This window comes from Jeotgalibacillus sp. JSM ZJ347 (genome assembly GCF_044383825.1).
Taxonomy (GTDB): domain Bacteria; phylum Bacillota; class Bacilli; order Bacillales; family Jeotgalibacillaceae; genus Jeotgalibacillus.
On sequence record NZ_JBISEN010000001.1, the window covers coordinates 448,335 to 470,869 of the forward strand.

Here is a 22,535-nt window from a genome sequence, read left to right on the forward strand (position 1 = left end):
ATAGAATGAATAAACTCCCTAAAAAAAATCGGGAATTAGACAGCCGACTGAAAGAAGCCGGTTTAGGATTAAGCTTTGATTTTATCGTCCGGAAAATAGATTTTGGTGATCACTCCATCAGCATTTATGCAGTGAATGGATTATGTGAAACAAGGTTTATCATGAAAATACTTGATGAACTAAGCGCACTTCACATGGCTGACAGGCGAAAAAACTTTAAAGATCTTGTAGACCAGAGAATTATCCATCATTCCGTTGAAATGACAGATTCAGAAGATGAATTAATCAGACAGGTTTTTTCAGGGTTAATCGCCCTGAAAATTGACGGTCATGATGAATGTTTCCTGATAGATGTCAGAAGTTATCCGGGGCGTCAGCCTGAAGAGCCCGATACAGAGAAAGTTGTGAGGGGATCTAGAGACGGGTTTGTAGAAAATATCATTGTGAATACAGCGCTTACCCGCAGAAGAATCAGGGATAAGGGAATCAGGTTTGAAATGCTTGAGCTGGGCGAAAGATCAAAGATGGATGTAGCAATTGGTTATATTGAGGGGGTTGTTAATCCATCGCTGGTTGAAATCATTAAAAAAGAAATTAATCAGATTCATACTGATGGTCTGATTATGACTGATAAATCATTAGAAGAGTATATTGTAAAGCAGGGATTTAATCCATATCCGTTAGTCAGATTTACTGAAAGAGCAGATATCGCAGCGGAGCATCTCCTAGAAGGGCACATATGTATCTATATTGACACTTCTCCAAGTGTTATTATTGCACCTTCAACCTATTTTCATCACGTTCAGCATGCTGAAGAATACAGACAGTCTCCTGCCTCAGGCACAATGCTGAGGCTTATCAGATTATTTGGGATAGCTGCTTCTGTTATTCTGCTTCCGCTGTGGTATCTGCTTGCAATTGATCCTGCCTTAAAACCGGAATCTTTATCTTTTATCGGTGTGAAGGAAGAAGCGGCTGTGCCACTGATCTTACAATTGCTGATCGCTGATATAGGGATTGAATTTTTAAGAATGGCTGCGATACACACGCCAACCCCATTATCTACTGCGATGGGCTTAATTGCTGCTGTATTAATCGGACAAATTGCAATTGATGTCGGTTTATTTGTACCGGAAGTCATTTTATATGTGGCAGTTGCATCGATTGGAACGTTTGCAACACCAAGCTATGAACTTGGCATTGCCAATAAATTCGCGCGTATATTTCTGATTGTGTCAGTGGCAATTTTTCACTCGACCGGATTCATTATAGGGATCACTTTACTCATCGTATTTCTAGCAGGGATGCGCGTATTCACAGTGCCTTATCTATGGCCGCTGATCCCATTCAGACCGCTTGCACTTATGCAGGTACTGACCCGAGTTCCGGTGACCGGTGCTGTCCTCAGACCGATGGTAGTAAAAGCCGAAGACCGCATCAGACAAAAGCGCTCTCATTAATACATTGCATAAAAATGCTTTACTGTGGTAATGTACTTACTATCTATTAATGATATTCTGCAGTAAAGAAGGGATTGTAACATGCATTATTATGGCACATCATCTATTAATGAAAAAGGTCATTTGACGATAGGCGGGGTTGATACAATAAAGCTTGCAAAAGAGTTTGGTACTCCGCTTTATGTATATGATACTCAGCTGATAAGAGAACGCGCACGCGGCTTTAAAGATACGTTTGAAAAGCTTGGCGTTTCATCTCAGGTGGCATATGCAAGTAAAGCATTTTCATCCATTGCAATGATTCAGCTGATTGCGCAGGAGGGACTTAGTCTTGATGTCGTTTCAGGTGGTGAATTATATACAGCACTGAAGGCTGGATTCAATTCTGAAAAAATACATTTTCACGGGAATAATAAAAGTCCTGAAGAAATTGCGATGGCGCTGGATGCTGATATCGGCTGTTTTGTTGTTGATAATTTCTATGAAATAGAACTTCTTTCACAAATTTGCAGTGAAAAAGACAAGTCTGCATCAATCTTACTGCGTGTTACGCCTGGTATTGAAGCACACACGCATGATTATATTCTGACTGGGCAGGAGGATTCAAAATTTGGTTTTGACCTTCAAAATGGACAGGCTGAAGAAGCGCTTAAGATGACGCTCTCACACGCACATTTAAATGTGTTGGGCTTACACTGCCATATTGGGTCACAAATATTTGAAACGACCGGTTTTATTATGGCGGCTGAAAAAATGATCGAGAAAATGGCAGAATGGAAAACATCATTAAGCTTTAAGGCTGAAGTATTAAACCTTGGCGGAGGATTTGGGATAAGATATACCAAAGAAGATGAACCATTAGCGCCAGGTAAATATGTTGAAGATATTATTACAAAAGTTAAAAGCCTGATGGAAGAACACCATTTAACAATGCCTGAGATCTGGATTGAGCCGGGCAGATCTTTGACAGGTGATGCAGGGACAACATTATACAAAACCGGATCATCAAAAAACGTTCCGGATGTCAGAAATTATCTGGCGGTAGATGGGGGAATGAGTGACAACATTCGTCCTGCTCTATATAATGCAAGATATGAAGCGGTCATTGCAAACCGGCCGGAAGCCCCGGCGGAGTCAGTTGTTTCAATTGCGGGTAAATGCTGTGAATCCGGCGATATGTTAATTTGGGATCTGCCGATTACGAGTCATGAGCCGGGCGATGTACTTGCTGTATTCTGTACAGGTGCATATGGCTATGCGATGGCCAATAATTATAACCGGATTCCGCGTCCTGCTGTTGTGTTTGTGGAAAATGGGCAGGCTGAACTCGTCATTGAACGTGAAAATTATGAGGATTTAATCAGACATGACCTGCCGTTGTCATTTAAAGGGGCAGATCAGAAATCATGAAAAAGCAGAACGCAGTCACGTTTATTGTCTTATTAATACTTGCGGTTATTTGGGGAGTTATTTACTGGATTTTTATTGTATAAGGACAAAATTGAAAAGTTCTGCTACAGTTAGTATGCGACGGTATAAAAACTGAACGGATTTTACCGGATTAACTGGTGTGTTGATAGACATCAGATTATGATTACAACTTGGTGAGGAGTACTTTATGTTAATTCGTTATAAAAAATCCTTTGAGAAAATTGCGATGGGGTTAATGTCTTTTATGCCAACAGAAAAAGACATCAAACAATTGCAGCAGTCGATGAAACAGTATGAAGAAGAGAAAAATTTTCAGCTGTTTCTGTGGAAAGAAGAAGACATAATTGGTCTGGCAGGAGTTGAAATTGAAGAACAGCAGATTACATTGCGTCACATCTCAGTCAATCCCTCTCATCGAAACGAGGGAGTAGGTCACCGTATGATAGCGGCTCTTAAGGATATGTATGCTGAAAAAGAATTGGTAAGTACTTCTTATACAGAAGGATTTCTTCAAAAATGTGAAGATAATGAAACCGCAGCTGAATAAAGCTGCGGTTTCATTCGTTTATTCACCTTTTTCAGAAATCGGATTCAGCTTTGATTTTGAAAGAAGTGCTTCTTTTCTGAGTAAAATGATATCTGATCTGTCGCGAAGCTTATGACGGTCTACGAGTGCCTTATTGCTTAAGTTACTTTCCCCGCCCCATGTGAAGCCGTGGCGGTTACATTCCGTTTTGCACCTCTCTATAAGTGTATCGTCTGATAATGGCAGCATGATACTGCGGTAGGGAGATTGAACGAGAATTGCACTTTCTATTTCACTGATTATGATCAGTAGTTTGTCAGTATCAAGTGATAAATGACGCGCTTCATCTGAAAACGTTGTGATCTTTTGCTTTGCCTGCCTGATCATTCTTAGAGCGCCTTTGAAATTTCTGCGGCGATGATGATACAGTGCAACTGCAAGTTGAATTAATCCAACCCACAGTGAATTTTTATTTTCATCAGTATGTTCCTTCCAGTACTCTTCCAGTATTTCATGACATTCAAAGTAGTCGCGGTCACCGTGAAAGTGAACTAGAAACCGGATATATTCATCAGGATAATGCACGATGGCCACCTCCAATTTTTGATTTAGTCTATCATACAGGTTTGTCAGCTCCAAACATTTTGAAAATACCAGACCGTAATGGCAACTGCAAGAATCATCCCGGTAATGTCTGCCAGTAAACCTACAACCAGTGCCCTGCCCATTTTTTTAATCCCCACCGCGCCAAAATAAACAGTCAGTATATACAATGTCGTATCAGTGCTGCCCTGGATCACAGCAGCAAGTCTTGAGATCATGTGCTCAGGACCGAACGTATGCGTCAGGTCAGCAGTAATGCTGAGCGCTGCAGTTCCAGAGATGGGACGTGTCAGAAATAACGGGAAAAGTTCTGCAGGAACACTAAAATGTAGAAATAATGGGGATACAAGGTTCGTAATCCATAATAATAACCCGGATGATCTTAACACACTGATTGCAGCCATCATTCCTACTAAAAACGGCAGAAGTTCAGCTGACATATGTAATCCTTCTTTTCCACCGCTGACAAATGCGCTGTAAGCGTCTGTTTTTGTCAGCAGTGCTGAAAACAAGATCGTTAGGATAAGCAGCGGAATGATCAACTTAGAAATAAAGACAATATCCATCATTTTTGCTTCCCCGATGCCATTCTCCAGCTGATTCTGTCATACATAATCGCTGCACTGCACGAGCAGATTGTAGCTAGGAATGCCGGAATAACGATATCAAGCGGGTCAGCAGCACCTTCTGAAAGGCGCATTGAAACAATTGTGGCTGGAAAAAACGTAACAGCTGCAGTATTTAAGCATAAAAAAGTCACCATCGATCTGCTTGCTTTTTCAGGCTGCTGATTCATTGACTGTAATTCTTTCATTGCTTTTACACCAAATGGAGTGGCAGCATTTCCAAGCCCAAAGAAATTAGCTGAAAAATTCGTCATAATATAACCTGCGGCGGGATGATTTTTCGGCAGATCAGGGAACAGCTTCCGGATCATTGGATAACAAAGCTTTGTAATGATATTTAATAATCCTGACTGTTTTGCAATCTCCATCATGCCAAGCCATAACGTGAATATCGCAGCAAATCCAATGACCAGTTCTACAGCCTGACCTGCAGAATCAAAGAGTCCTTTATTCACTTCATCAACTGTTCCGTTAAATATACTGAAAATAATACCTGAGACAAGCATGAAGATCCAAATGTAATTTACCATTTAAAAAGCTCCTTCATTTTGCTGAGCAGGTTTTCAAAAAAGCCGGGATGATCCACCTTCACTTCCTCAATCAGAGTGTTGCTGACCAATTTCTCATCGATATAAACTTTTAATTCAGGGGTTTCATCTGAAATAATCTTATACAAAATCTGTTCTCGTTCTTTTTCGGTCAGAGGAAACTTTTTGATCTCATTTGATATGTAATGCGTATCAGCAGACATTCCTGGAAGCACTGGGAGTGGACCGCGGGAAATCAATTCCACCATTTCATAACGACTAAATCCATTCTCAAAAAGTGAGATATGATCATTCCAGTCATCAGGACCATTGATCGTCACAGTGATAAAGGTAAGACCATCTTTATGGGCAGTCGTCACAAGCGTTCTGCCGGCTTTTTTTGTAAAACCGGTTTTTCCTCCATTCGCATGTGGATAAAGTCCGGTAACCAGGCGGTGTTTGTTTGTCCACGGATAAGCATCTTTAAAAGTAGGTGTATAGCTTGAAGCTGAAAATATTTTTTTAAATGTTTGATTACGGACTGCATATTGGGTAAGAATGGCCATGTCATGAGCTGTAGAGACATGCTGATCGTCTGTATCTAAGCCGTGGGGATTGGTAAAATGGCTCCTTGTCATCTTGATTTTTTCTGCTTCTTTATTCATCAGATCAGAAAATGCCTCAACTGAACCGCTAATATATTCAGCAATCGCTACAGCTGCGTCATTTCCTGACCTCATCAGTAGTCCATATAATAGATCTTCTAGTGTGACAGTTTGCCCTGCCTTTAAATAAAGACTGGACCCTTCAGTCGAAGATGCTTCACTTGAAATTTTTACTTTGTCATTTAAGTTTCCATGTTTAATGGCTAGATGGGCAGTCATAATCTTTGTAATACTTGCGATTTTCATTTGTTCATTTTCATTTTTACTGAATATCACTCGTCCGCTTTCTGCTTCAATCATAATGGCGGAATGAGCGGAAACATCGAGTGCAGAGACAGGATGATAAAAAAGTATGAAAAGTAATATGACAACAATGATTTTTCTGATCAGATACACCACCTTTCAATGTATTCTTATGAAATCCCCGGTAAACTTAGACCTTGATAAAAAGAAAAACACGCGCCTCTGCGCGTGTTAAACGTTACCGGACAAGCCGTTTTTCAATGACTCAAAAAATAAATCACTGTCTTCTTTATCATCTTCTTCCACGTCTTCAGGAAGCGGAGGGAGTTCAGATAAATCTTTTAAGCCGAGGTAATCTAAAAATTCCTCAGTCGTACCATAAAGAATGGCTCTGCCTGCTCCTTCATTTCTTCCAACCTCTTTAATTAATCCTCTCGCAAGGAGCGTATGAACAGGTCCATCTGTTTTGACACCTCTGACTTCTTCGATCTGAACTCTTGTTACCGGCTGCTTGTAAGCAATAATAGCGAGCGTTTCAAGACCTGCCTGGGTCAGGGCAGAAGGGGAGGGTGAGTCTGCTAAAAGTTTAATATAATCAGATAAAGCTTTCTTTGTGACAAATTGATATTTTTGTGCATAAACAGCAACTTCAATGCCTCTTGATGAATCATTCTGATAAGACGACTGCAATTCTGACATCAGTGCTTCAACCTGCTGATCAGAAAGATTCAGCGCTTCTGTCAGCTGCTCAATTGCTAATCCGGCATCTCCTGCTGTAAATAATAATGCTTCTGCTATTGCTTTGTGATTATACTTGACCAACTAATGACACTCCTTCAGTACTTTCCACCATAATTTCAGAAAAATTATGGTCCTGCTTAATAAAAATCTCCTGTCTTTTCACTAATTCCAGCACAGCTAAAAACGAAACCACCATATGCGGTTTTTCAGCTACCGGAAAAAGTTCAGAGAAGGCCCTCGGCGATGACTGAGAACGGATTGTATGAAGAATCTCAGACATCCGCTTCTCAATTGATATCTCCTGTCTGGTGACTCTGGTTGAAATCGGTTTTTTGATCTTTTTGCGCCTCATAAGCTTATTGAAAGCACCAATCAGGTCATACAGATCAATATGGGTTTTTTCATTTGTATCAACCGGCTGCGAATAGCTGCTGAGATCTTCAGGAGGCTTTGTGAAATGTAAACTTCTATCGCTTTCTTTTTCTTTTAATTCAGTCGCAGCCTTTTTATATTTTCTGTATTCAATCAATTTTTCCACGAGTTCCTCACGCGGATCTTCTTCAAACTGCTGATCCTCTTCCCAGTGCTCCTCCTGTGTTGGCAAAAGCATACGGCTTTTAATTGACATCAATGTTGCAGCCATCACAAGGTATTCACTTGCTGTGTTCAATTCAAGTACGCTCATAGCTTTAATGTATAAGGTGTACTGCTCGGATATGTCCGCCATCGGAATGTCATAGATATCGATTTCAAGACTTTGTATAAGATGCAGCAGAAGATCGAGAGGACCTTCAAAAGCATCTACTTTTACTGTATACTCCATGTTCTCACCATTTTCTTACAGCTGTGCTGCTGGAATTCCTCAATATTGCTAATTATATCTGAACAAAACGTTACTTCCAACCGTAAATCAACGTTTTATCGTGTCCTGATTTGCTTTTAGGAATATATGTGACATAATGCTGTAAGAAGCAGAACAAATGAAGAGGTGTAAGATATGGAAAGATTACAAAAAGTGATTGCGCACGCTGGTGTGGCATCACGCAGAAAAGCAGAAGAATTAATTGCTCAGGGAAAAGTGAAAGTAAACGGTAAAACAGTTACTGAGCTCGGGACGAAGGTAACACCTTCCGATAAGATCGAAGTGGAAGGCGTTAAAATCGAGCGTGAGAATAAAGTGTACCACTTATTCTATAAGCCATCCGGTGTGATTTCCGCAGTAAGTGATGATAAAGATCGTAAAGTCGTCACTGATTATTTCAACCATGTTGAAGAAAGAATCTATCCGGTAGGAAGACTTGATTATGATACTTCCGGGTTATTACTCCTGACAAATGATGGGGAGTTTGCAAACCTGCTGACACACCCGAAATATGAAGTTCCTAAAACTTACGTTGCAAGAGTAAAAGGTCTTGTTAAGCGCGAGACGATTAAAAAGCTTGAAAAAGGAATCAGGCTTGAAGATGGCATGACTGCACCTGCAAGAGCAAAGGTCATTTCTGCTGACAAGCAAAAAGATAAGACAATAATTGAAATGACAATTCACGAAGGGAGAAACAGACAGGTAAGAAGAATGCTTGAAGCTGTAGGCCACCCGGTACAGAAACTGAAACGTGAAAGATATGGATTTCTGCACTTAACCGGATTAAATGCGGGAGAATCGAGAGAATTAACACCCCATGAAGTAAAGCAGCTGAGAGCCCTTGCCGAAAGTGGTCAGAACAATTGATAAGTTTCACAGTTCATTCAAATACTATTGCTTAGTCCCATTCGTGTGAATGCTATAATGACAATGAAACTTTTTGTATTTATGCATTAAAGGGGGTAGCAAATGTGAGTAAGAAAAAAAAGCAGAGGCTGATTATGCGTGTCTCTATTCTTGCAGTGCTGCTGGCAGCCGTATCATACACAATCTACTCCAGTGTGGCAGGAGATGAAAGACTGCTAGTAAAAGCAGGTGATCAGGCACCTGACTTCAAACTAGAGGATTTGAATGGGGAAACACATCAGCTTTCTGATTATAAAGGCCAGGGTATATTTTTAAACTTCTGGGGAACCTGGTGTAAACCGTGTGAGAAAGAGTTCCCTTACATGCAAAATCAATATGAGGTTTATCAGGACCAGGGAATCGAAGTTCTTGCTGTTAACGTTGGAGAATCTGAGTACAAAGTATCTAACTTTGCAAATGAATACGGTCTGACATTTCCGGTAGTCAGAGATGTTAATAAAGATGTGATGGATGCATACTCAATCGGACCACTTCCGACTACATTACTAGTTAATCCTGAAGGGGAAATTATTAAAGTAATTAAAGGTGAAATGACAGAAGAAGACGTTGCCTCTTATATGGAACTGATTAAACCTGAAAGTCAGGAGTCTTCTGAATGAGTAAAATAATTTGTCAATGCGGTCACGAGAACCCTGAAGGCTCAGAGTTATGTCAGGCCTGCGGGAGAACACTGACTGAAGCGGCCGCAAAAAGGAAAACACATGACGTAATGCGTTATGAAGGAATGGCGAGAAGATCTCAGACTTATCATACTTCAATTATTGATAAAATCTGGAACTTCTTTTCTTCTGTTAAAGTTGGCGTATCTCTCATTGTGATTACACTGGTCGCTTCTGCAATCGGAACAATTTTCCCGCAGGAGTTTTTTATTCCTCAAAACGTTCCCGCTGTGGAATACTATGAGAGCCGCTATGGACTCCCGGGGAAAATTTATTATGTTCTTGGCTTCCATGATCTTTATGGATCATGGTGGTTTATGCTGTTAGTAGCAGCGATCGGTACTTCAATTATTATCGCCAGTCTGGACCGCGGAGTGCCACTTTATAAAGCACTTAGGAAACAAAGAGTGGAAAGGCATGATTCATTTCTTAAAAGACAGCGAGTCTATTCGGCTTATGAAGGCAAAGCATCTTCTGAAGTATTGGATAAGTTAAGCGAAGGGCTGAAAAAAAGGCGTTACAAAGTAAGGCAGGAAAATGGCCATCTTCTTGCAGAGAAAAACCAATTTTCTAGATGGGGCCCTTATATTAACCATACCGGTCTGATTATTTTCCTGATTGGTGCAATGCTGAGGTTTGTGCCTGGTATGTATGTGGATGAAATTTTATGGATCCGCGAAGGAGAAACAAGATCAATTCCAGGTACAGGACAGGAATACTTCCTGAAAAACGAAGGATTCACGCTCGAGACTTACCAGGAAGGGGATTCTGAAGTATTTGATGATACCATCCAGCGGACTGGTGCCATTGCTAAGAATTTCCAGACGGATGCCATTTTGTACAAGCGGGATGAAGACGCTGTGGCTGGTTCTCAGGATGAGCTGACAGAAGTTAATCACCATGCAATTCAGGTTAATATCCCAATGAAATTTGATCAGTTCGCACTTTATCAGACTGATTATATTGAAGATGAACTTTATAAAATGACTTTTACAATGGATAATAAAGAAACCGGAGAGTCAGTCGGTGAATTTACAGTTAACCTTTTCGATCCTGAAACGTCGGGTGTATACGAACTGAATGACGGATATGCTGTGGAACTGACGGGTTATTACCCTGACTTCAGCGGGTTTGATGAGGGTGAGCCGCAATCTGCATCACCACTTCCAAATAACCCTGCATTTTTATTTGAAATGACCTCACCCGAGCATCCGGATGGTGAAGTTGCTTTTGTAGCGATCCAGGAAAACCTTGAACCACTGGGTCCGAATGATTATAAAATCAGCTTTAATGGGATTGAAACAAGAGATCTTTCAGGTTTGACAGTAAGGAAAGATCTAACATTATGGATACTGGCCCTTGGCGGCGCTATTTTTATGTTTGGCGTAGTAGTCGGTGCATACTGGAACCATAGAAGAGTATGGATCAAACAAGGATCTGACAATACATTATATGCAGCTGGACATACCAATAAGAATTGGTTTGGACTGAAAAAAGACATTGCTCCGGCATTCGAACATGCGGGACTCGATCAGCCGACAGATCATCAGGAGCTGAAAGAATCCAACAGCAATGCGAAGGAGGATAACGAAAGTGGCACAACTGGCCAGCATAAGTAGTACCCTGCTTTATACAGCATTTTTGCTTTACTTGGTAGCAACTGTATTCTTTGCGGGATCTATTAAATCAAAAAAACATACGAATCAGACCGGAAAAAACAGATGGGCGACGATTGGTATCACAATCACGCTGATCGGTTTCGCAGCACAGCTTGGTTATTTTTTCACAAGGTGGATTGCATCCGGACATGCACCAGTAAGTAACCTGTTTGAATTTATCACGTTTTTCTCAATGATGCTCGTTGCATCGTTCATCATTATTTACTTTATTTACAAATTGCACATACTTGGTGTATTCGCTTTGCCAATTGCATTGCTGATTATTGCCTATTCGAGCATGTTCCCAAGAGACATATCACCGCTTATTCCGGCACTTCAGAGTGACTGGCTTGCGATTCACGTCTCAACAGTTGCTGCAGGCGAAGCCATACTTGCCATCAGTTTTGTTGCAGGACTTATCTTTTTACTGAAGGATATCGACTTGTCTAAGGGTGGCAAGCAGGCTTTTTGGCTTGAAGCAATCTTGTTCAGTATTATACTTGTTGTAGGTTTTGTCGTCAGTGCGACAACGTTCTCAATCGCAGGATATGAATCTGAGTTTACTTTTGTAAATGCAGATGAAGAACAAACGGAAGTACAGTATTCAATGCCTGCTCTTGTAACACCAAATGAGGGTGAATTGCTGACAGAGGGTGCTTTTTCATCAGGAATTGAAATGCACGCACTTGTTAACGCACCAAGATTAAATACAGTGATTTGGTCTGTCGGGGTAGGAGCACTGATCTACTTACTGATCAGACTCATTTCAAGACGGAGAGTGGCAGCACTGTTCCAGCCGCTTGTCAGAAAAGCGAATCTTGATATGCTGGATGAAATAGGGTACCGTTCTGTATTAATCGGATTTCCGGTGTTTACGCTCGGAGGTCTGGTGTTCGCAATGATCTGGGCGCAAATTGCCTGGACACGCTTCTGGGGATGGGACCCGAAAGAAGTATGGGCGCTTATCACATGGCTGTTTTATGCAGCTTTTCTTCACCTCAGATTATCCAGAGGCTGGGAAGGAAACCGTTCAGCCTGGCTTGCAGTAATTGGATTTGCTATTATTATGTTTAACCTGGTAGCGGTCAACTTAATTATTGCAGGACTGCACTCTTACGCATAAACATTGCCCTCACGTGTAAGTGAGGGCTTTCTTTAAATACATATCCGATAGGGGGATCTTCAATGAATGAACTTGGTCATATTCTTGTTGTTGATGATGAAGAAAGAATCCGAAGGCTGTTAAAGATGTATCTCGAGCGTGAGGGATATACGATTGAAGAAGCTGAAGATGGTGAAAAAGCACTGAAAAAAGCGCTTGAAGAAGATTTTGACTGTATTTTGCTGGATCTCATGATGCCAGGTAAAGACGGGATTGAAGTTTGTAAAGAGCTGCGTGAAACAAAAACAACACCTGTTATTATGTTGACAGCTAAAGGTGAGGAAGCAAATCGTGTTCAGGGTTTTGAAGTGGGGACAGATGATTACATTGTAAAACCATTCAGCCCGAGAGAAGTTGTGCTAAGAGTAAAAGCACTTTTAAGAAGAACAGCAACAAGCAGTTTTGTTAACACAGATACAAAAGCGAAAGATATGATTGCCTACAATCACCTGGTCATTGATAACGACGCTCACCGTGTGACAGCAGATGGTCATGAGGTGACGTTGACACCAAAAGAGTACGAGCTGCTGTTATTTTTAGCTAAGAGTCCCGATAAAGTGTACGACCGGGAACAACTATTAAAAGAAGTATGGCATTATGAGTTTTTCGGTGACCTTAGGACAGTCGATACTCATGTAAAAAGACTGCGTGAGAAACTGAACAGAGTATCTGAAAAAGCAGGAAAAATGATTGTGACAGTCTGGGGAGTAGGATACAAGTTTGAGGTCGAGGAATGAGAATCTGGAAAAGCGTGGTAGGCAAGCTGTGGATGACAATTCTGCTGCTTGTCTCCTTTGTTTTATTCATCCTGACAATCTTGTTGCTGGAATTTTTCCAGAATTATCATGTGGAAGAAGTTGAGGAAACGCTAAGATATGAGGCTCAAAAAGCCGCAAGTATTATTGAGGATCATGATGATTTGAATATGAGTATACAGATCGTATCTGAAGTACTCGATGATCCGGTTCATTCAATTGTCAATATGAATGATGAAATCGTATTTTATTCAGATGAACAGTCTCATCGTGATATTCTTCAGATGATTAACAGGAGTGAAACACTGAACCGGGTACATTCAGATGGTGCAGTTGTTCAGGGTGAATTTCCATCCGGTGAAGATACAGACAACCGGTATAACAATGTGATTGTGGTCGGCGCCCCGATTGCTGATGAAAGTGAAGAGCGCACAGGTGTAGTTTATGTCTACCAGTCTCTTGAAGCCATTCAGCAAACAACTGAACAGACGACTCGATTGATTATTCTCGCGGCTGCAATTGCCATTATACTTACAACCATTTTTGCTTTTTTCCTTTCCACAAGGATTACTGCACCGCTTAGAAAAATGAGAGAAGGCGCGTTTGAAGTAGCACGTGGAAAGTTTGACACAAAAGTACCAATTCTCTCAAACGATGAAATAGGTGAACTTGCCACAGCCTTTAATCAGATGGGCAGACAACTCAAACATCACCTTGATGCCTTGAGCCAGGAAAAAGAGCAGCTTTCAAGTGTTCTCAGTTCAATGGCAGATGGCGTCATTACGTTTAACAAAGATTTTACTGTACTCGTATCTAACCCGCCTGCAGAACGTTTTCTGCAAAATTGGTACGATGAACAGGAAGGATATACAAAGTTGGCATTGCCGCCGACGCTTGAACAATTAATCACATTGGTGATGAAAACCAATGAAGAACAGATTGGCGAGCTAGAAGTAAACGGACGTTCATATACAGCCATTATCAGCCCTCTATACAGCGGTCATACCGTCAGAGGAGCGGTTGCAGTACTTAGGGATATGACTGAAGAAAGAAAGCTCGAGACACTCAGAAAAGATTTTATTGCGAATGTTTCTCATGAGTTACGTACACCTATTTCAATGCTGCAGGGATATAGTGAAGCAATGATTGATGATATCCCACAAAGTGATGAAGAGAGAAAAGAGATTGCCAGGGTTATCTATGATGAATCATTAAGAATGGGCAGGCTCGTAAATGAATTGCTGGATCTGGCGAGAATGGAAGCAGGTCACATCGTCTTAAATAAAGAAGAGGTTAAGGTGAATGAATTCTCCTCGAGGGTTTTAACTAAATTCAAGCTTGGATTAAACGACTTGGATATATCGATGGATTTTCAAACAGGCCTGGAAGATTCTACTGTTGTTATTATTGACCCTGACCGGATTGAGCAGGTTCTTACCAATCTGCTTGATAACGCGATCAGGCATACGAAACCGGGTGGCGAAATTACAATCAGTGCTCAAAAAGAGACCCAGTTTATCAGGTTCGATGTGATTGATAACGGTGTAGGTATTCCTGAAGAAGATCTCCCATTTATTTTTGAGCGGTTTTATAAAGCTGATAAAGCAAGAACCAGGGGGAGAGCCGGAACAGGACTTGGTCTTGCGATTGTTAAAAACCTGATAGAAGCGCATAAAGGCAAGATAAAAGCTGAAAGTAAACTGGATCAGGGCACTGTTTTTTCATTTTATTTACCATATCAATAGCCTATACAGCTTGAAAGAGCCTGAACTTAAAAGGGCAGACGCAATGCGATAACTGTAAATAACAAACTTGGAGCATGTACCATTCATCTTCCTGGTTTAATTGCAGACGCAAACGTCAGCCCTTTTTTTCATGTATTGGAATAAAATATAAATCGAGCTTTATAAGGTTTGTCAGGTCATGTAAAATGAAAAAGTGAAAAAACACGCATGATCAGGAAATAAATATAAATGTGCTGAAGGCAGAAACTTTTTTAATGTTAATACGACTAATGGTATGAACGGGGAGGAGACGGTTAATGGACTCCGTTTTTAATAGGCTTTATACAGAATATCAACAGGATGTTTTTCAGTTTTTAATCTATATGGTTAAAAACAGGGACACTGCAGAAGATTTACTGCAGGAAGTGTTTATTAAAGTGATGAACTCTTATCACCGGTTTGAAGGAAAGAGTTCAGAAAAAACATGGTTATTCTCAATCGCTAAAAATGTAACAATCGATTATTTCAGAAAGCAAAAAACAATACGAAAAAGAGTGCAGGAGCATTTTGACTGGGGAGAGCGCGAAATTACAGGCTCTGAACCTTTACCTGAAGAGATCGCAGAACAGAATGAAGAAATTAAAAAGCTTTATATCTGTCTGGACCATTGCACTACTGATCAGAGAATGGTGATCATCACAAGGTATATTCAGGATCTGAGCATTACTGAGACGGCTGAAGTACTCGGCTGGTCTGAAGGTAAAGTTAAAACGACTCAGCACAGAGCAATTAAAAAGTTAAAAGAACTTATGTCAGAAGATGGGAGGGAGTCAAATGACTAAACATAAGTGGACGGAACAGGAAATAGAAAATCAGCTGAAGAAAATGCCGGTCGTAAAAAACCGTTTGAATCCTGAAGACATTTATCAGCATGTGGGTTTAAGAAAACGGGCCGTTAAACCGTTCCCATGGATGCCTGCAGCAGCCGGGACAGCAGCGGCTGCATTGATGCTTATACTGGCACCGGGGCTGTTTGATCAAAGCACTCCTTCTGATCAGGAATCATCTTCTGACATGGCAGTGCCATCAAATGAATCAGCATCCGAAGAATCAATGTCAGATGCTGAAATGAAACAGGATTCTTCTGAAGATCAGCATGCTGAAACCAATATTACTTCAGAACCGGAAGATACTGCAGAAGAGTCCGTGCAACCTGAAAGTGATACAAGTGATTCTGAAGGTGATAATCAGGAGCTAGAAACAGTGACAATGAATCATACAAGCGAACCTGCGCTGCTGTTTGAAAAAGACCTTGGTAAAAACAGGTATTTTGAAGCGGGGCTCGTTACTGAAGATGCTTATGTGATTCCATTTACAATTGTAGTACCTGAAGGCGATGAAAATGAGTCCATAGCAGCACTTTACCAGCAGTGGGCCGATAAAATCGATGAGTCTTCACTCGGTTTTATGGACTATCACCCTTTAAGCGACAGTCTTAATGAGGAAGGAAGCATGCTGACAGGGCTGATCAATAACCTTGATGAAAAAACACAGGGTGCCTCTGCAGCGATTTTAATAGATGTATTAAGAGAAACATTTGGATCTGACTACGAACAATTCAGAATCATCAATGAAAAAAATGAAACAGCTGAAGTTGGAGAGTTTGGACGCGTTGAATCCTACGAACTGGACAATGATCAAAAAGGTTTTTACTTATATGAAATTGAAAACGGCAGTTATTATTACGCAAAGAGCTACGAAAATTTTGATTCAGTGGAAGATGCACTGTCTGCGATCGAGGAGCAAGTTCCAAATGACCGGTACACATCACCTGTGCCAGAAGAGATAGATGTTAACTATCAGGCATCCGGTACAACGATCACAGTTTCATTTGAAGGTGAACCGAATCAATTACCGGAAGAGGAGCGAAGGCAGCTGATTGAGTCAATTCTTTTAACAGCTGAATCGTTTGCCTTACAATCAGTTCAATTTGAAGGCCTTGAAGAGGACTTTCTTGATGGCTATGACTTTAATCAACCTGTAAATGTACCGCTCGGTGGAAATATTGCATATCTGGAATGAAAAAAAGCTCCGTTTTGAACGGAGCTTTTGTCTATTCGAATTTTAAAGCATCGCCATCGAATGGTTCATCAGCTACTTTGATTGAATCTGTAGGGCAGCCTTCAAATGCATCAAGCATATCATCATAAAGCACCTCTGGCACCTCAACTGTTCCATCATTGTCATCAAGCACGACAAATGCAATGCCTTCATCATCATAATCATAAATGTCAGGAGCTGCAGCGCCGCATGCACCACATGCAATACATGTATCTTTATCTACGATTGTATACTTAGCCAATTGGATTACCTCCTTGTTCAAGCGTTTAAATACTGTAAAAATGTCCAATCCTTATTTTACTCGTCCGTGTATTGATTTTCAACACTGAAGCGTACTTATTTTCATATTACCCACCTTCATAGGAAAGAAAACTGTTGAATGACACCAGGTGAGTGTTAATATGTATTTACTACACTAAGTGGAGGAGAAACGGCATGAATTATCTGGATGCAGTCATACTCACAGGGCTCGATATTATTAATGGCGAAAGAACACAATCCTCTATCTATCATCTCCTAAAAGGTAAAAAAACCTCCCAAACGATTCAGGACGCCCAACTATATGGGATCTCTCCCTTATTCAAACTTTATCGCAATATGAAAAGACCTTACTATGATCAAAGAATCACAGGTCTAACAAAAGAGGGGTTAATTCATGAACTGGACAACCTGAAATACGGTTTGACTGCTCAAGGAAAAGTTCAGCTAAGTGAATTTTTTCAACATCACCCTTTTCCTCTGTTTTTAAATGGATGGAAATATCACGAAATGACGTATGTTTTCTGGAATAGACTCACTCTTATCGTCCAGACTGTTTCAAACCTTGTATACAAAGAGCATCAGTTTATTCCTGTTAATCGCGAAATACCTGTTCAGCAATGGGTAAAGAAGGTCATCAATCAAAACAGGGATAGTCTGCAGGATTATACGCAGCAGTTAAACCGGGAATTAGTTGCAATTTTTGACAGACAGGACTTCCCTGATTCTCCGGAGATCATCGTTCAGCAGCTATCCGGATACAAAATGATTGGTAAAACCAGCCGTCAGCTTGCAGATCAATTCAAATGTGGACCTGATGAAATTTACACAAGGTTTATAAATGAAATTCATTTTATGTTCAGTCTGATTGAAAATGATAAAGGTAACTTCCCGGTAATAGCTGAAATGATGAATGTAAACCCGGAATCGATTCCTTTTACCAGGTCAACTGCAGAAACTTATCAATATATATCAAAGGATTTTTCCATTGACAGAATTGCTTCAATCAGAAGGTTAAAAAGAAGTACGATTGAAGATCATATACTTGAAATTGCATTATTGGATAAGAGTTTTTCAATCAGTTCATTTGTGCCGGATACTATGTTAAAGATGATTGAAGATGTCAGCGAAAATAGTAACCGTCTGAAAACAATTAAAGATCAAATTCCTGAGGCAGAATATTTTCAAATCAGATTAGTACTAGCAAAAGCAGAAAGGGGTGAACGGATATGGAAGAATTACTTGAAGAAAAATTTGGGCATCGCTCATTCCGTACAGGACAAAAAGAAATTATACAGACCATCCTGAAAAAGCAGGATACAATTGCGATGCTGCCAACCGGGACAGGGAAGAGCCTTTGTTACCAATATCCTTCTTATGTAAACAACGATAGGGTGCTGATTATATCCCCTCTGTTATCACTAATGCAGGACCAGGTCGATCAGATCAAGTTAAGAGGAGAAAAGAGAGCGGTCGCGATTAATTCATTTTTATCATTTAATGAAAAAAAGTATGTAATCAAGCACCTTGAATCGTACAGATTTATTTTTCTATCACCTGAAATGCTCACATCCGACGAGGTGTTACAGAAACTAAAAAAGGTTGGTGTCGGACTTCTTGTTATTGATGAAGCCCATTGTATCTCACAGTGGGGGCCTGATTTCAGACCGGATTATTTAAAACTGAGCACGTTAAAAGAAGCATTAAATCACCCATGCACACTCGCACTTACTGCTACTGCAACAGAAGAAATCAGACAAGATATTGCACTGAAGCTTAACATGAAGGACTGCAAAGAATGGATCTTCTCAGTCAATCGTCCAAATATAGCCCTTGAAGTTGTAAAATGTTCAAGTGTAAAAGAAAAAGAAGATAAACTGCTCGCTGATATTACTGTCTATCAGTCGCCGGGGATTGTGTTTTTCTCAAGTAAAAAAAAGGCTGAAGAGCTTCAGTCGAAAGCAAATGTCAAAGGGATCAGATCAGCTGTTTATCACGGCGATATTGAAACAGATCAGAGAATCCTCATTCAGCAGCAGTTTATTACAGGGCAGCTGGACTGGATATTTGCAACAAATGCATTTGGTATGGGGATTAATAAAGAGAATATAAGAACTGTCGTCCATTTTCATATGCCGTCGTCAATTGAAAATTTTCTTCAGGAAATTGGAAGAGCAGGAAGAGATGGAATTGAGGCACGCTCGATTTTATTATACAGTGGTTACGATGAGACTATCCCTCTGCAACTCGCTGAATTTGAAAAGCCCGATTATCACCAGATAGAATCATTTTATTCCATGTTCAGGAAAGGGAATTCATCGGAATTGATTCAACAGCAATTAATGCTTTCGGATACACAATTAAAAGTTTTGACATATTACGCGGAACAGAAAAGTCGACATTCCTGGGTAAAAGAAGTGGATACACTGCTTGAAAACAGATTTAATCATAAAAAGAAAAAAATAATGGATATGAAAAGCTATATCGATACCAAAATCTGCAGACGGCAATCATTACTCGGTTTTTTTGATGAAACACTATCAGTTAACCAGCAACAGTGCTGTGACATTTGCGGCTTAAAAGACATTGATGCTACCGGTGAAAAAGAGGATAGAATTGAGTATCATTGGAAAGAAAAGCTGAACCGGCTGCTGATTGGAACTTCTGATGGATCATAACCATGTTTATCCCTGTCATCTATTAAAGCAGGCAGTCGTTTATACTCAGCTCCTTATTTTAGGTATTGCTGCTGTTTTATCATTATTTTTATTCAATAGTTTTAGAGAATTTACTGCCATTTTCTCAATAGACAGCAGCATCGTTTTGATTGGGGTTGCGATTGGCGCACTGTGTGTCACTGCGGATCTGCTGTTGATAAGGTTTCTTCCTGAAAAGGCTTTTAATGATGGCGGGATTAATCAGCGCCTTTTCAGCTGCTTAAATCCATATGAGATATTTTTTATTACTTTACTTATCGCATTCAGTGAAGAACTTTTATTCCGTGGTGTTCTGCAGACACAGGTCGGAATCATTCCGGCAAGTATCATATTTATCGCAGTCCACTTCCGGTATTTGAAAAACGTCTACTTACTAATAAATGTTACTATTTTAAGTTTTCTTTTGGGATATGTGTATGAATATACCGAAAGTCTATGGTCAGTTTTCGTCATTCACTTTATAATAGACTATATATTAGGTATTTATATTCATTATTCCAACAAAGAAGGGGTTTAATATGAAAAGAGATCCTTACAGAGACAGGGCCGAAAAAGACCGGAAAGAATTATTAACTGCAAAAACTGAACACGATCCTGAAGAAAATCATGAAGAAGTAAAGTCAAGATTAGAATTGCACGGAAAAAAACGTGAAGAAAAGAAATCCGGGAAAAAGCCATTTCCGTTAATCGGACTGCTACTTGCGTCATTTGTACTGCTGCCGTTATCAGTTGTGTTATTTTCAATTTTTCTTTCATCAGGTGATGAATCGGGCGTGACAAATGCCACACTAGAAAATTCAAATGAATTTCAAATTGAAAAAAATAGAGAAACCGCTTTAAGTAATAAGCCGGAGCCGGTGCTAGCAGGAATGTCAACTGATGAAGAAGATACTGAGGAAAATGAGGCAGAAACTGCTGAAGAAACATTAACTGATGAAGAAACTTCAGAAACGGTTGAAGAGGTAACGGAAGCTCCTGCTGAAGAGACTGTTGAGACGCCTGCAGAAGAAGTAGAAGCGCCTGAAGAGACTACAGAACAGCCGGAAGACAATCAGGTTTCATCAACACATACTGTTCAGGCGAACGAGACCTTGTACAGAATCTCTGTCAACTATGGACTGGGGCCGGATGGTGTTGATCAGATAAAAAGGTTAAATAACCTCGGTGACAATGAAATTTATGTTGGTCAGGTTTTACAACTGCCATAAATGGATAAAGGGTTTTATCCATCTTGTATAGAATAATAGAATGTGCAGCTAAGCTGTTATAAATCAACTGGGGGGAATAAAATGTTTGTAAAAAGTGCCATGGTGCCAGCAGCGAAATGTTATACCGTGCAATCTGGTGACTCTATCGAAAAAGTCATTAACCTGCTTGAAGAAAATGAAGTTGACGCACTTCCTGTATTGAGTGGAGATACATATGAGGGAGTTACAACCAGATATCATATTTACCAGGATTACTTTAAATCCGGTCTGTCGAAAGAAGAGTTCTATTCTTCTAAAAAAGCCGGGGATATTTTAACGCATGAGAATAATTTTTTACAGGGCGATGAAATATTCGAAACAACACTATACCAGCTGAATGATTTTCCTTTAATGTCTGTTGTTGATCCTGACAGACGTTTTAAAGGGATTGTCACGAGGTATGATGTGTTTAATCAGTTTAAAAGTGCTTTTGGAATGCATAAAAAAGGCGTACGTATTGCATTTACATCAGTTGAAACTGAAGGCAGAATCTCGAGGCTTGCAGAAATTATTCATCAATTCCATGAATCTGTTATTTCTCTGGTTACATTCGATGAAACAGATAAATTGGTCAGAAGAATTGTGCTGAAAATTGAAAAGAAGGATAACCTGGATAAGTTTTTAAAAAAGCTTGAACAATCCGGGTTCAGAATTCTTGATATTAAAGAGGACTAACACACAATCATTTCTCCAAAACCCTGGGGGAATGATTTTTTTATGAGTGCTGTACCTTTTAGACAATAGGCATTGTTTTATAATAAAGGAATATCGTTTATAATAAATCGTTGTGAAACATTAATGATAGGCTACTCAGGAGGAAGATATGAAATATTTATATACAGGAATTGTTTTCTGTATCGCCTTTGGTTTTTACATGATCAAAAAAGCTTTTGAAAACAACCTGGTCACACATCATATAAAATTGGACGATACGGATATGGAGCGGCCATTAAAAATTTTATTCATATCGGATATTCACCGCCGGAAAATTCCTGAAAAGTGGTTCTCTTCACTGCCCGATGTAGATCTGGTGCTGATCGGAGGGGATATAACTGAAAAAGGGGTTCCTTATGACAGGATCGCACATAATGCAGCACTGCTTTCATCTGCGGGTGATACCTATTTTGTCTATGGAAATAATGATGAAGAAGTCAATAAGGAAAAGCTGGGAACCTTGCTGAAAGAAAAAGGTATAAACATACTTGAAAATGATGCTGAAGTTTTGCAAAGTCATTCAAATATTGTGATTGCAGGTATAGGTGATATCAATTACCAAAAAGATGACCTGCAACACACACTCGGAATGATCGGTGATCAAAAAGTGATTCTGCTAAGTCATGACCCGAGAGTCACCAAAAAAATGAAACAAGTTGCTGAAGCAGAGAAAGTAAAACTGGTCCTGTGCGGTCACACTCACGGGGGTCAAATCAGAATTTTTGGTTTTGGTCCTTATCAAAAAGGCAGGCTGACAAAGACTGCGAAATTCACCAAACTGGTCAGTAATGGCTATGGTACAACTGTGATTCCAATGAGGCTTGGTGCAAAACCTGAAGTTCACCTGATTCAGATCGACTGATATCGTTATAAAAAACCTATACAAATTTTACATCTTTGTATAATGAA

24 protein-coding genes are annotated in these 22,535 nt (G+C 40.0%); 17 read left to right on the forward strand and 7 right to left on the reverse strand.

Translation table 11 applies throughout. The annotated features are described in order from the left end of the window. Positions 1-5: 5 nt before the first annotated feature. The 3 genes from ACH6CZ_RS02290 (at position 6) to ACH6CZ_RS02300 (ending at position 3,438) form a co-directional block, all read left to right on the forward strand. Positions 6-1,460, forward strand: coding sequence for a spore germination protein (locus ACH6CZ_RS02290; RefSeq protein WP_374095806.1), 1,455 nt, complete (start codon positions 6-8; stop codon positions 1,458-1,460). An 81-nt stretch (positions 1,461-1,541) separates the two neighbouring features. Further along, a complete protein-coding gene (gene lysA, locus ACH6CZ_RS02295) occupies positions 1,542-2,870 on the forward strand; it encodes a diaminopimelate decarboxylase (RefSeq protein WP_374095807.1) in 1,329 nt (442 codons plus the stop codon). A gap of 208 nt (positions 2,871-3,078) precedes the next feature. Further along, entirely contained in the window at positions 3,079-3,438 is a 360-nt protein-coding gene (locus ACH6CZ_RS02300; protein WP_374095808.1) for a GNAT family N-acetyltransferase, read from the forward strand. Positions 3,439-3,456: 18 nt separating this feature from the next. Here ACH6CZ_RS02300 and ACH6CZ_RS02305 read toward each other — a convergent pair whose 3' ends face one another. The 6 genes from ACH6CZ_RS02305 to ACH6CZ_RS02330 all read right to left on the reverse strand — a co-directional run bounded on the left by ACH6CZ_RS02305 (position 3,457) and on the right by ACH6CZ_RS02330 (position 7,645). Beyond that, positions 3,457-4,002 carry a DUF309 domain-containing protein gene (locus ACH6CZ_RS02305; protein WP_374095809.1) on the reverse strand — a complete coding sequence of 182 codons (546 nt, stop codon included), beginning with the start codon at positions 4,000-4,002 and terminating at the stop codon, positions 3,457-3,459. A 44-nt stretch (positions 4,003-4,046) separates the two neighbouring features. Then, positions 4,047-4,589: a spore maturation protein gene (locus ACH6CZ_RS02310; protein WP_374095810.1), complete on the reverse strand. Its 543-nt coding sequence runs from the start codon at positions 4,587-4,589 to the stop codon at positions 4,047-4,049. Further along, entirely contained in the window at positions 4,586-5,176 is a 591-nt protein-coding gene (locus ACH6CZ_RS02315; RefSeq protein ID WP_374095811.1) for a nucleoside recognition domain-containing protein, read from the reverse strand. Before ACH6CZ_RS02315 ends, ACH6CZ_RS02310 begins: the two co-directional genes overlap by 4 nt. Beyond that, a complete protein-coding gene (locus ACH6CZ_RS02320; protein ID WP_374095812.1) occupies positions 5,170-6,237 on the reverse strand; it encodes a D-alanyl-D-alanine carboxypeptidase family protein in 1,068 nt (355 codons plus the stop codon). The genes ACH6CZ_RS02315 and ACH6CZ_RS02320 overlap by 7 nt, the downstream gene beginning before the upstream one ends. A 75-nt stretch (positions 6,238-6,312) precedes the next feature. Continuing rightward, positions 6,313-6,903: an SMC-Scp complex subunit ScpB gene (gene scpB, locus ACH6CZ_RS02325; protein WP_374095813.1), complete on the reverse strand. Its 591-nt coding sequence runs from the start codon at positions 6,901-6,903 to the stop codon at positions 6,313-6,315. Then, positions 6,890-7,645: a segregation/condensation protein A gene (locus ACH6CZ_RS02330; RefSeq protein ID WP_374095814.1), complete on the reverse strand. Its 756-nt coding sequence runs from the start codon at positions 7,643-7,645 to the stop codon at positions 6,890-6,892. The genes scpB and ACH6CZ_RS02330 overlap by 14 nt, the downstream gene beginning before the upstream one ends. Positions 7,646-7,819: 174 nt before the next feature. Between ACH6CZ_RS02330 and ACH6CZ_RS02335 the strand changes: the two genes are divergently transcribed. The 8 genes from ACH6CZ_RS02335 to ACH6CZ_RS02370 all read left to right on the forward strand — a co-directional run bounded on the left by ACH6CZ_RS02335 (position 7,820) and on the right by ACH6CZ_RS02370 (position 16,651). Continuing rightward, positions 7,820-8,551 carry a pseudouridine synthase gene (locus ACH6CZ_RS02335; RefSeq protein WP_374095815.1) on the forward strand — a complete coding sequence of 244 codons (732 nt, stop codon included), beginning with the start codon at positions 7,820-7,822 and terminating at the stop codon, positions 8,549-8,551. Positions 8,552-8,655: 104 nt separating this feature from the next. Then, positions 8,656-9,210, forward strand: a complete 555-nt coding sequence (resA, locus tag ACH6CZ_RS02340) for a thiol-disulfide oxidoreductase ResA (RefSeq protein ID WP_374095816.1) — start codon at positions 8,656-8,658, stop codon at positions 9,208-9,210. Then, positions 9,207-10,889 (forward strand): cytochrome c biogenesis ResB family protein, encoded by a 1,683-nt coding sequence (locus ACH6CZ_RS02345; RefSeq protein WP_374095817.1) that lies wholly within the window; start codon positions 9,207-9,209, stop codon positions 10,887-10,889. The genes resA and ACH6CZ_RS02345 overlap by 4 nt, the downstream gene beginning before the upstream one ends. Then, complete coding sequence (gene ccsB / locus ACH6CZ_RS02350; RefSeq protein WP_374096500.1) at positions 10,873-12,051, forward strand: c-type cytochrome biogenesis protein CcsB; 1,179 nt, start codon at positions 10,873-10,875, stop codon at positions 12,049-12,051. The genes ACH6CZ_RS02345 and ccsB overlap by 17 nt, the downstream gene beginning before the upstream one ends. A 62-nt stretch (positions 12,052-12,113) precedes the next feature. Then, positions 12,114-12,827, forward strand: coding sequence for a response regulator transcription factor (locus ACH6CZ_RS02355; protein ID WP_374095818.1), 714 nt, complete (start codon positions 12,114-12,116; stop codon positions 12,825-12,827). Continuing rightward, a complete protein-coding gene (locus ACH6CZ_RS02360; RefSeq protein ID WP_374095819.1) occupies positions 12,824-14,590 on the forward strand; it encodes an ATP-binding protein in 1,767 nt (588 codons plus the stop codon). Before ACH6CZ_RS02355 ends, ACH6CZ_RS02360 begins: the two co-directional genes overlap by 4 nt. Before the next feature lie 296 nt (positions 14,591-14,886). Continuing rightward, on the forward strand, positions 14,887-15,411 hold the full coding sequence (sigX, locus tag ACH6CZ_RS02365) for an RNA polymerase sigma factor SigX (RefSeq protein ID WP_374095820.1): 525 nt from the start codon (positions 14,887-14,889) through the stop codon (positions 15,409-15,411). After that, a complete protein-coding gene (locus ACH6CZ_RS02370) occupies positions 15,404-16,651 on the forward strand; it encodes a hypothetical protein (RefSeq protein ID WP_374095821.1) in 1,248 nt (415 codons plus the stop codon). Before sigX ends, ACH6CZ_RS02370 begins: the two co-directional genes overlap by 8 nt. A 31-nt stretch (positions 16,652-16,682) precedes the next feature. Here ACH6CZ_RS02370 and ACH6CZ_RS02375 read toward each other — a convergent pair whose 3' ends face one another. Beyond that, positions 16,683-16,931, reverse strand: a complete 249-nt coding sequence (locus ACH6CZ_RS02375; protein ID WP_204727721.1) for a ferredoxin — start codon at positions 16,929-16,931, stop codon at positions 16,683-16,685. Positions 16,932-17,125: 194 nt separating this feature from the next. On the opposite strand from ACH6CZ_RS02375, the gene ACH6CZ_RS02380 reads away from it, so the two are divergent. The 6 genes from ACH6CZ_RS02380 to ACH6CZ_RS02405 all read left to right on the forward strand — a co-directional run bounded on the left by ACH6CZ_RS02380 (position 17,126) and on the right by ACH6CZ_RS02405 (position 22,488). Then, a complete protein-coding gene (locus tag ACH6CZ_RS02380) occupies positions 17,126-18,256 on the forward strand; it encodes a YpbB family protein (protein ID WP_374095822.1) in 1,131 nt (376 codons plus the stop codon). Continuing rightward, complete coding sequence (locus tag ACH6CZ_RS02385) at positions 18,178-19,626, forward strand: RecQ family ATP-dependent DNA helicase (RefSeq protein WP_374095823.1); 1,449 nt, start codon at positions 18,178-18,180, stop codon at positions 19,624-19,626. Before ACH6CZ_RS02380 ends, ACH6CZ_RS02385 begins: the two co-directional genes overlap by 79 nt. Continuing rightward, positions 19,616-20,182, forward strand: a complete 567-nt coding sequence (locus ACH6CZ_RS02390) for a CPBP family intramembrane glutamic endopeptidase (RefSeq protein ID WP_374095824.1) — start codon at positions 19,616-19,618, stop codon at positions 20,180-20,182. The genes ACH6CZ_RS02385 and ACH6CZ_RS02390 overlap by 11 nt, the downstream gene beginning before the upstream one ends. Position 20,183: 1 nt before the next feature. Further along, positions 20,184-20,873 carry a LysM peptidoglycan-binding domain-containing protein gene (locus ACH6CZ_RS02395; RefSeq protein ID WP_374095825.1) on the forward strand — a complete coding sequence of 230 codons (690 nt, stop codon included), beginning with the start codon at positions 20,184-20,186 and terminating at the stop codon, positions 20,871-20,873. A gap of 81 nt (positions 20,874-20,954) precedes the next feature. Next, positions 20,955-21,587, forward strand: coding sequence for a CBS domain-containing protein (locus ACH6CZ_RS02400; RefSeq protein WP_374095826.1), 633 nt, complete (start codon positions 20,955-20,957; stop codon positions 21,585-21,587). Positions 21,588-21,735: 148 nt separating this feature from the next. After that, entirely contained in the window at positions 21,736-22,488 is a 753-nt protein-coding gene (locus ACH6CZ_RS02405; protein WP_374095827.1) for a metallophosphoesterase, read from the forward strand. The last annotated feature ends 47 nt before the right edge of the window (positions 22,489-22,535 follow it).